The following is a 9,921-nucleotide window of genomic DNA, read 5'->3' as shown; positions in this document are numbered from 1 at the left end:
GTGAGGAGAAGGACAAGTAAGATGGAAATTAAATCAATTAAAAAGTTAAAGCTCTACGGATTTAATAATCTCACCAAAACAGTTAGTTTTAATATGTATGATATCTGTTATGCGAAAACCCCGCAGCACCGCCACTCATATATAGAGTACATTGATGAGGAATATAGCGCTGAACGGCTGACTAATATCCTTACAGAAGTGGCTAATATGATTGGGGCCAATATCTTAAACATTGCCAAGCAGGACTATGACCCTCAGGGGGCCAGTGTTACTATGCTGATCTCAGAAGAGCCGGTCAACCAGCCTGGTGAACCTGTAGATCATGAGGACTGCGGTGAGTGTGAACTCAATGAACCGATGCCTGATGCCGTTGTCTGTCATTTGGATAAAAGCCATATCACTGTGCATACGTATCCTGAAAGCCATCCAGATGAGGGAATTAGTACCTTCCGGGCTGATATTGATGTGTCTACCTGCGGCCAGATTTCGCCACTGAAGGCGCTCAATTTTTTAATTAATACCTTTCGCCCGGATATCGCAGCCATTGATTACAGGGTGCGCGGTTTTACCCGTGACGTAAACGGTAAAAAGTTCTTTATTGACCATAAGATAAACTCGATTCAAAACTATATTTCCAGTGACAACCGGGACTTGTACCAAATGATCGATGTCAATGTTTATCAGGAAAATATCTTTCACACCAAGATGCTGCTGAAGGAGTTTGATCTTGATAACTATTTGTTTGGTACAGCCAAAAAAGAATTGCTGGTCGGCGAAAAGAAAAAAATTAAACAGCGTCTCAAAAAAGAAATGGCTGAAATATTTTATGGTAAAAATATTCCCAAAGTGAATCTTAAATTATAGATACATTAAAATCCCCCGGATGGGGGATTTTAATTTTATGAAACTACTATTACAACCTCTGGCTGTTCGAATTTTTCATTGGGTTATGTTTTTTGCTGTTACGTATTTAGTGATTACCGGGCTGTATCTGCATGACCCCTGGGGTGGTCTGTCTTATGGCTTAGTGCGCAAAACGCACAGCATAGCCGGGATAATCCTGATGTTGAATCTATTAGGACAGATCTACTATTATATTGTTACCGGTAAATACACGGAAGTATTATTTACACCGCGCGATATTGCTAATTTACGCAGCTTTTTCCGGTATTCGCTGTTTATCACCGAAAACCACCCGAACTATGGACGCTATAACCCCGGGCAAAAAGCGCTAATTACGACTTGGGGATTGGCCATTTTGTTATCAGGCCTCGCAGCTTTGCCGCACTTGTTGCCGGAGTATGCCTCCTGGCTAAGCAGACCATTAGGCGGACTTATGGGCAGTAGGATCATTTTTTATGCTGTTACTATGTTTTTTCTGGCGACTATCCCGCTGCATTTATACTTAGTCTTTACTGAAGACCCAGCTAAACTTCAGGCCATGTTTTCCGGCTATATCCAGAAAGAGCCTAAGGGGCTGGATGACGGAGAGTGAGCGGCTTCTGCCGCGTTTACTAATGTTGACAGCACTTGCCGGCCAGTATCCATGCCCTGGGCACCGATGAGTACAATCAAATCACCAGGTGTTGCGTCACTTAGCACGGTTCTAATCGCTTTAGACAGGGTATTGTTATAGGTATAACAGACTTTCAGGGTGTTAAGTGTGGACAAAAAGGCTCGGCGCTCCTCGTCTGTTACAGTATCCGCCTGACTTACCTGGTCGGTGCTGGCGGTAATGACAAGCTGAAACGGCAATATACGTCTCCTGCTGGCGATTGTAGCGGCATTGGCCGCATTAATCGCCGGACCACGATGGCCGCGGATAGCGTTGACGACAAATAGCCGGTTATAACGAAATGCTGTAATGGTATCAAAGACCGCATTAAGACTGCCGGGATTTAGGGCGGTATCATCGACAATGGTTAAACCAGCAGTGTGGAATACATTCATTCGTCGATCAACTCCCCTGAAGTTGGCTAGCGCACCAGCGATGACCTCGGGTTCGATACCCTGGATAAGGGCTGTAGTCGCTGCAAGCAGCGCATTCTCAATGTTATGGTGTCCAGGAATGGACAACCCGAAGGCGTGTCTGGAAATTGGCAATGATTGACCGTTGGCCGTGGTCAGCGGCTTAGTTATTTCCAGGATAAATAAGCTGCCATACGCGGTAACCTGCGTAACCCGGGCTAAGACGTCAGCCTGACTGTCAAAGCCTACGGTAATCTGATGGCCGGAAAAATGGTGGGCGATTGCTTGGCAATAAGGGTCGTCAATATTAACAATCAGCGGTGTTGCCGGGCCAAGCAAATCTAAGAACATGGTTTTAGCGGCTAGATACCTGGCAAAACTACCGTGGAAATCAAGATGATCGGCGCAAATATTACTAAGAAGTCCTGCTGTAAAACGGACATGGGCCACGCGATGCATGTCAACACCCTGAGCTGAAACCTCCATCGCCGCATGGGTCACTTTGTTCTCAACCATTTGTGCAAGGTATTTGTGAATGCTTACAGCATCAGGTGTTGTCAGGGTACTGGGAAAAGAAACTCTTCCGGTATTGATACGAATTGTGCCAATGAGTCCGGTGGAGCAGCCAGCTTGCGAAAAAATATGTTCTAACATGCAGGCAATGGTGGTTTTTCCATTTGAGCCGGTGATGCCAATGAGATTAAGCTTATGTGACGGGTTGCCATAAAAGGCGGCTGCCAGCTCAGCTAGCGCCAGTCTGGCTTCCGGTACGGCAATAACCGGAATCAAAAGCGATGGCAAGTGTTCCGGGTAGTCGGTGACAATAGCCAGTGCTCCTTTGTCGGCCGCCGTTTGTGCAAATAAGTTTCCGTCCACTAGGCGGCCGCGGATAGCGACAAAAACACAGCCTGGCTTTACTTTATCCGAGTGGCAGGTAATTCCTGTGGCTCTAGCAGCAAGTTCACAAAGGGCCTGCATACCACTTCCCCCTTACCAGCAAACATGATACTCCAAGGTATTCACATTACTGGCAGGAGGTGAGTCCTGATTAAGGGTAAATTGCTATTTTTATTAATGCTGTTTAGTGTCGGGCTTTTCTTAAGCTTTGGTTGGCCTCTAATCCCTCCGGCTCCCAAACCGGAAGATAAGCTTGTGGCAGAAGGGGTACATATTGAAGGACAGGCAGTAGGTGGTTTGTCTGCTCAGGAAGCCGGAAAAATTTTAACAACTTTGGCCAGCGCCAAAGATGTATCGGCAGTAAATGCTGGTTTTAACCCTGTGACTGGCAGCGTGATCCCTGAAAGACCGGGTCAGAGGATTGAGATTTCAGCGACTTTGAATGAACTGTTGGCTGCTCAAGCTGGCAGTATTGTTACACCGGTTTATCAGTCTTTTTTACCAGAGATAACCCGCGATGTTTTGGCGCGTTCGCACCTGATAGGTACTTTTACTACTCCCATCCTGGACAAGAGTCCCGGACGGCTTACTAACATCCGGCTTACAGCTAAGCTGGTCAATAACACCTTAATTGCTCCAGGGCAGGAATTCTCATTCAACCAGGTAACCGGTGAACCGACTGAGGCCCGCGGTTTTCAGCCTGCCATTATCTTTGGTGACAGAGGGGAGGAGGAACAAGGGCTGGGTGGTGGCATGTGCCAGGTATCATCTACTATCTATAATGCTGCATTAGCTGGTGAGCTTAGCGTGACCGAACGGCATCCCCATTCTCGACCGGTCGCCTACGTACCACCAGGCAAAGATGCTGCAACTTACACCGATAAAGATCTCCGGTTTATTAATACTACCCGCTGGCGGCTGCTAACCCGGGTTTTTATTCACGACGAAAGCTCCCAACTAACTGTTGATTTGTGGGCGTTGCCTGACGCATAAGCCGGAGTCTGATCTGACATACTAATTGTGAGGTGGGAGCGCATGAAAAAAACAACATTAAATACCGCACTAGTCGTAGCAACAGTATTTTTATTCATTACGGGAGCATATACACTACTCAAGCCTCCCGCCCCAAAACCTGAGCCGTCGCCAACCGAGCAAGTACCAACTCCGGCACCGACTCCGATATCTAATCAGACAACGCCTGTGCCTCAGCCAATTCCAGGCGTACCGGCTTTTGATGTTTCGAAATATACTAGTGAGCCCCAGATCAGGGTTTATCTGGCTGATAAGGGGTATGTCACTACTATGGCCCTGGAAACATACATTGAAGGTGTTATTGCCCAGGAGATGGAGCCCGATTGGCCAATGGAAGCGTTAGCCGCTCAGGCGATTGCTTCGCGGACGCTGACAATGAGTGCCATCCAGGCAGGTACAATTAAGAGATTGCATAATGCTGATGTTAGCACTTCCAAAGACGAACTTCAGGCTTATGCACCGCAAAAAGTTAACAATAGTGTGCGCCAAGCTGTCAAGAGTACGCGCGGAGAGATCCTGCTGTACGCAGGTGGTCTTGTTAATGCAATCTATAGTTCTTGTAATGGTCAGATTGGTGCAACCCGGGAAGAAAGCTTTCCCAAAGAGATTGATCACCCAACACCTTATTTTCAGCCTGTTCCAGACAATTGTTTCGAGTATGCGCCTGCGAATATCCAATCATGGACTGTTAAAATTCCGGCCTCGCAGGTTGCAGCAGCTATCGGCTATAACGGCAATCCGGGCGATATCCGTATTTTAGAAAAAGGCCCCTCCGGCCGTATTCTCTATATTGGGGCCGGTAATAAAAAAATGTACGGTTCTGACTTTCGTCGCGCGGTCGGTTATGACCGGCTCAAATCAACGTTGGTTACTGAAATGACTTATGATGGCGGCAATTTTGTCTTTAAGGGCCTGGGCTGGGGTAATGGCGTTGGCTTATGCCAATGGGGTGCCTATACCTTTGCTAAAGAAGGCAAACAGGCCACCGATATTATTAAACATTACTATCCTGGTGCAGAAGTAAAAAAACTATGGAAGTAAATAGATAAGGTGAATTTTAATTCAGATTTTGCATACATTAATTACGCGAGGTAGTATGGCGGCTACCTCCCGGGGAATGCGCCGCTTGTCTGGTACGCACGGACAGGCGGCGCAAGCTATTTCACCGCCATTTTTATCATGCCACATTAGTAAGATTGCTGTTCCAGCTTTGTGATGACCAGCGGTGTTGATTCCCGCCTTCGTCATTGCAGGTCTAGTGCAGCAGTCTTATTTTTAATTTTATTAAGATTTTTTTGCTGGGAATATTGGCAGCTGCTTTCGACTACGCTATAATATTATAGTTAAGGTACTTGAAAGGAATGAGTCTGATAGAGGCGCTAAACGGCAATACTGGTATTGATCATGTGCTGATAACTGTGACCGGCTGTCAGCGAGACGCTCATGGCGATGAGAATACAATTGAGCTGTTTACTCACGGGCGTAGTCATGTGAAGAACGGTGTTCACTATATCAGTTATCAGGAAACTGAGGTTAGCGGCTTGGAGGGCGCCACTACGCTGTTAAAAATATACCCAGACTATGTTATCCTGGTCCGCAGGGGCCGGGTGGAACAGCGTCAGGAGTTTCGTATTGGCAAATGTTGCTCGTCCTGCTATGTTACACCATATGGCACGATCAAAATGGGTGTGCGGACAACTCAGCTGACCATAACCCGCACTCCGGAAACAAGCTGGGTGAGCGGAGTAAACATTGAATACGAACTTGAAATTGACGGACAGTGGCAAAGTGCCAATAAGCTTGCCGTCATTGTACAGGGGGATAAAAAGAATGGACATTAAACAACAGCTAATTACTGCAATTGAGCAAGCCGCAGCTAAAGCAATGTCGGACGGCGTATTTGCCGCTTTGCATTTGCCGGACGTAGCGCTTGAGGTGCCGCCGCAAAAGGAGTTTGGCGATTATGCCACTAATTTTGCTATGCAGTCAGCCAAGGTGGCCAAAACTAATCCACGGGTTATTGCTCAAGCGATTGTTGAGCGGCTTGAGGCACCATGGCTGGAAAAGACTGTAATTGCCGGCCCTGGTTTTATTAATTTTTATTTAAAGTCTGACTGGTTGTATCAGGAACTAACCAAAATACTGGCGGCTGGCGATGATTTTGGCCAGACAAATGCAGGGCAGGGGGAACGGGTTCAAGTGGAGTTTGTCAGCGCCAACCCCACTGGACCTCTGCATGTAGGGCATGGCCGGGGTGCGGCTGTCGGCAGTGCACTGGTCAACCTTTTAAGAGCAGCCGGTTATCAGGTTGAAGCCGAGTTCTATATAAATGATGCCGGCAATCAGATCGATAATCTGGCCGCTTCAGTCAATGCCCGTTACCTTGAACTATTGGGACAGGCTGCAGATTTCCCGGAAGATGGCTACCATGGACGCGATATCATAGATACCGCTCAAAGAATTATTAACCATCATGGCGACAAATATCTGGCTTTGCCGACGGCTGAACGCCTGGCTGAATTTAAAGAACTGGCGCTTGTTGAAAAGCTGGCAGGCTTAAAAGAAGATTTGGAACAATTCGGGGTTGCATTTGATGTTTGGTATAGTGAACGTACCCTCCATCAAAATCAGGCAGTAGCTAAGACTTGCGAATTTTTAAAGGCCAACGGTACTATGTATGAGAAAGATGGGGCGCTGTGGCTTAAATCAACATTCTATGGTGATGACAAGGACCGGGTAGTTATCCGCGACAATGGCATACCCACGTATCTTGCAGCCGATATTGCCTATCATCGCGACAAATTTTCCCGTGGCTTTAACCGGGTTATCAATATCTGGGGCGCTGACCATCACGGCTATATCAGCCGGGTTAAAGCAGCGATTGCAGCGATGGGGTATAACCCTGACAATCTGGAAGTTCTTATTTTGCAGATGGTTAGCCTGTATCAAAACGGCGAACTTGTTAAAATGTCGAAACGGACAGGACAAGGCGTTACTTTAAGTGAACTGATTGAAGAAGTCGGCAGAGATGCAGCCCGCTTTTTCTTTATCATGCGTTCAATCGACAGCCAGTTGGACTTTGATCTTGATTTGGCTAAATCCAATTCCAATGACAATCCGGTCTATTACATCCAGTACGCTCATGCCCGTATCTGCAGCATTTTCAGGCAGGTTGCCGAAGCTGGAATTGCAGTATCTGAAGTTAGGCAGATCACTAATAGTTCCCTAAGCGTGTTGATCGAACCGATTGAGATTGACTTGATTAAAAAGATGGCAAAGTTTCCTGAAGAAGTTGCCAGTGCAGCCCTGGATCGGGCGCCGCACCGTATTGCCCGCTATGCACATGAGTTGGCGGGAATGTTCCATACCTTCTATAACCAATGCCGGATTATGGGGGTTGAACCCCAACTACAGATTGCCCGGATAGCACTTGTGACAGCTGTAAGGTCAACAATCAGGCAGTCGCTAAAGATTCTGGGAGTAGCTGCTCCGGAAAAAATGTAGCAGGAATTTGCCTCTGTATGTTGAATATAAAGTGAAACTTGCCGCAAGCGGTGGTAGTGTTGTGCCTTGTGCGGCCTAACTAAATGAGTCCAGAGCTTAGCAATATTCACGGTGCCGCTTAAAAAAACGGTGGTATGAGTGGTGTTTTGCTCTTGGATAGCAGCGGATTGTTAAGTGCGGAGGTAAAAATTATGGCAAATAATATATCAAAGAATGATTTTGCGGAAGTCAGCTTAGCGTACCAAATCCTAAAGACAGCAGGCCATCCGTTATATTACCGGGAGTTAATTGACAAGGTAGTGGCCGCAAAGGGCAGTACCATTCGCCCGCCGGCACATATTATTGCAGAGATTCATACCCAGATTAATTTGGACAGCCGGTTTGTCCATACTGGCAAAAGTACCTGGGGACTGACCGAATGGTCGCCACAACGAATTAGCCTTCGTGAAACAGAGGAAACGGCTGCAGCCCGACAAGATGATGTGCGGCGAGAGAAACTGTTAGCCGCCATTCAGCAGGATTTTGATTCTGAGGATGCCGGCCTAACTGAAGAGCCGGCTGATTTGATTGAAGATGAGACAGAGATTGAAGAAGACGAAGAAGAGTTGGAAACCAACTAACCGGTTAGCTATCGGATAAAAACATTAAAGAGTTGGTAAAACTAGCTTTGTTAAGACAGCTAATTGTGGGAAAGTAGTAGGAGGATATTTTTTTATGGCTAAATATATTTTTGTGACCGGCGGTGTAGTGTCTTCGCTTGGTAAGGGGATTACTGCGGCATCGCTGGGGCGCCTGCTGAAAAGCCGCGGGCTCAAAGTTACCATTCAGAAGTTTGACCCGTACATCAACTTTGATCCAGGCACCATGAGCCCGTATCAGCACGGTGAGGTTTTCGTAACTGAAGATGGTGGTGAGACCGACCTGGATCTTGGTCATTATGAACGGTTTATCGATATTAACCTGAGCAAAAGCTCAAACGTTACAGCCGGCAAGATATATTGGTCGGTAATCAACAAAGAACGTAAAGGCGATTATTTGGGTAGTACCGTCCAGGTAATTCCCCATATTACCAATGAGATAAAAGACCGTATTTACCGGGTCGGCAAGGAAGACAATGCTGATATTGTTATTACCGAAATCGGCGGCACCGTCGGTGATATTGAGAGTCTCCCGTTTCTCGAGGCTATCCGTCAGGTCAAGAAGGAAGTAGGGCGAGGCGGGGTACTTTATATCCATGTTACGCTTGTACCATATATTTCAGCAGCTGGTGAGCTGAAGACTAAACCAACTCAGCATAGTGTAAAAGAACTGCGCAGTATCGGCATTCACCCTGATGTTATTGTGTGCCGTACCGAACATGAGATTTCACCAGAGATGAAAGAGAAGCTGGCACTATTTTGTGATATTGACGGTGACGCTGTTATTCAGAATAAGAATGCCGCCAGTATTTATCAAGTACCACTTATGCTGGAGAAAGAAGGCCTTGATCGCATTGCCCTGGAGAAACTAAATATTGAGGACACCGGTGCTGACATGACTGATTGGCAGCAGATGGTGGACAAGATTGTTCATCCGTCGCATAGTGTACGCATTGCGATTGTCGGTAAATATGTTGCGCTGCAGGATGCCTATATGAGCGTATCTGAGGCCTTACGGCACGGTGGCATTGCCAATGATTCAGCCATTGAGATAAAGTGGATTAATGCCGAGGATATTGAGGATGAGCATGCTGACCTGTCCGCATATCTGGGGGGCGTTGATGGGATTTTAGTACCAGGTGGTTTTGGCGACCGGGGTGTGGAGGGCAAGCTGAAAGCGATCCGCTATGCCCGGGAAAACAAGGTTCCATTTTTTGGTCTGTGTCTTGGTATGCAGTCGGCTGTTATTGAATTTGCCCGTAATGTCTGTGGGTTGACTGATGCCCACAGTTCAGAATTTAACCCTGATACCCCGCATCCGGTGATTGACCTTATGCCGGAACAGATGGCAATTGAAGATAAAGGCGGCACAATGCGCCTTGGTGTTTATCCCTGTAAGGTGACTGAAAACACGCTTACCTATGAAGCCTATCAAGACGAGATTATTTATGAACGCCACCGTCACCGCTTTGAATTTAATAACGCATATCGTGAGCAACTTTCGGCAGCTGGGCTGCGTATCAGTGGTACGTTGCCTAACGGACGGTTAGTCGAAATCGTAGAAATAAAGGATCACCCCTGGTTTGTCGGGACTCAATTCCATCCTGAATTTAAGTCGCGTCCGACTGCGCCACATCCTCTATTTAGGGATTTTGTCAAAGCATCACTTGCGAATAAACAGGGTAAGCTATAATCAGAAGAAACTGTTGGATAACCTCCAACAGTTTTCTTTTAGCTATACATTCCGCAATAAAGAAGTTTGCAGCCGCAGGCGGGTGGTGCATTGACAACGCTTCACCGCTGGCGCTTGACTTCCGCTTTTGCCAACACACCACCCGCCTGCAAAACTTTAATGCGTTGTTATAGCACAAGGAGATGACAT

9 protein-coding genes are annotated in these 9,921 nt (G+C 46.9%); 8 read left to right on the top strand and 1 reads right to left on the bottom strand.

Annotated elements, in window-relative coordinates; translation table 11 throughout:
* Positions 1 to 21 precede the first annotated feature (21 nt).
* Positions 22 to 864, top strand: coding sequence for an adenosylmethionine decarboxylase (gene speD / locus VN379_RS20020; RefSeq protein WP_325537119.1), 843 nt, complete (start codon positions 22 to 24; stop codon positions 862 to 864).
* A gap of 37 nt (positions 865 to 901) precedes the next feature.
* The gene (locus tag VN379_RS20015) at positions 902 to 1,495 is read left to right on the top strand and encodes a cytochrome b/b6 domain-containing protein (protein WP_325537117.1); all 594 of its coding nucleotides are present in this window, start codon (positions 902 to 904) and stop codon (positions 1,493 to 1,495) included.
* Here the strand turns inward: VN379_RS20015 and VN379_RS20010 are convergent.
* Complete coding sequence (locus tag VN379_RS20010) at positions 1,453 to 2,946, bottom strand: UDP-N-acetylmuramyl-tripeptide synthetase (RefSeq protein WP_325537115.1); 1,494 nt, start codon at positions 2,944 to 2,946, stop codon at positions 1,453 to 1,455. The genes VN379_RS20015 and VN379_RS20010 overlap by 43 nt on opposite strands.
* Positions 2,947 to 3,120: 174 nt before the next feature.
* Here VN379_RS20010 and VN379_RS20005 point away from each other — a divergent pair, with 174 nt between their 5' ends.
* The 6 genes from VN379_RS20005 (at position 3,121) to VN379_RS19980 (ending at position 9,732) form a co-directional block, all read left to right on the top strand.
* The gene (locus tag VN379_RS20005) at positions 3,121 to 3,858 is read left to right on the top strand and encodes a VanW family protein (RefSeq protein WP_325537113.1); all 738 of its coding nucleotides are present in this window, start codon (positions 3,121 to 3,123) and stop codon (positions 3,856 to 3,858) included.
* 42 nt (positions 3,859 to 3,900) lie between these two features.
* A complete protein-coding gene (locus VN379_RS20000) occupies positions 3,901 to 4,938 on the top strand; it encodes a SpoIID/LytB domain-containing protein (protein WP_325537111.1) in 1,038 nt (345 codons plus the stop codon).
* Positions 4,939 to 5,258: 320 nt separating this feature from the next.
* Positions 5,259 to 5,738 carry a DUF1934 domain-containing protein gene (locus tag VN379_RS19995; protein WP_325537110.1) on the top strand — a complete coding sequence of 160 codons (480 nt, stop codon included), beginning with the start codon at positions 5,259 to 5,261 and terminating at the stop codon, positions 5,736 to 5,738.
* Positions 5,728 to 7,401 (top strand): arginine--tRNA ligase, encoded by a 1,674-nt coding sequence (gene argS / locus VN379_RS19990; RefSeq protein ID WP_325537108.1) that lies wholly within the window; start codon positions 5,728 to 5,730, stop codon positions 7,399 to 7,401. Before VN379_RS19995 ends, argS begins: the two co-directional genes overlap by 11 nt.
* A 191-nt stretch (positions 7,402 to 7,592) precedes the next feature.
* Positions 7,593 to 8,021 (top strand): DNA-directed RNA polymerase subunit delta, encoded by a 429-nt coding sequence (gene rpoE, locus VN379_RS19985; protein WP_325537106.1) that lies wholly within the window; start codon positions 7,593 to 7,595, stop codon positions 8,019 to 8,021.
* 94 nt (positions 8,022 to 8,115) lie between these two features.
* Positions 8,116 to 9,732, top strand: a complete 1,617-nt coding sequence (locus VN379_RS19980) for a CTP synthase (RefSeq protein ID WP_325537104.1) — start codon at positions 8,116 to 8,118, stop codon at positions 9,730 to 9,732.
* Positions 9,733 to 9,921: the final 189 nt, after the last annotated feature.

The sequence above is a fragment of the Sporomusa sp. genome (genome assembly GCF_035561255.1).
Classification (GTDB): Bacteria; Bacillota; Negativicutes; order Sporomusales; family Sporomusaceae; genus Sporomusa.
This window is presented reverse-complemented; position numbering and strand designations above follow the sequence as displayed.

Coding starts and splice junctions, on each gene's coding strand:
- speD (WP_325537119.1), top strand. CDS start 22: ATGGAAATTAAATCAATTAAAAAGTTAAAGCTCTACGGATTTAATAAT.
- VN379_RS20015 (WP_325537117.1), top strand. CDS start 902: ATGAAACTACTATTACAACCTCTGGCTGTTCGAATTTTTCATTGGGTT.
- VN379_RS20010 (WP_325537115.1), bottom strand. CDS start 2,946: ATGCAGGCCCTTTGTGAACTTGCTGCTAGAGCCACAGGAATTACCTGC.
- VN379_RS20000 (WP_325537111.1), top strand. CDS start 3,901: ATGAAAAAAACAACATTAAATACCGCACTAGTCGTAGCAACAGTATTT.
- VN379_RS19995 (WP_325537110.1), top strand. CDS start 5,259: ATGAGTCTGATAGAGGCGCTAAACGGCAATACTGGTATTGATCATGTG.
- argS (WP_325537108.1), top strand. CDS start 5,728: ATGGACATTAAACAACAGCTAATTACTGCAATTGAGCAAGCCGCAGCT.
- rpoE (WP_325537106.1), top strand. CDS start 7,593: ATGGCAAATAATATATCAAAGAATGATTTTGCGGAAGTCAGCTTAGCG.
- VN379_RS19980 (WP_325537104.1), top strand. CDS start 8,116: ATGGCTAAATATATTTTTGTGACCGGCGGTGTAGTGTCTTCGCTTGGT.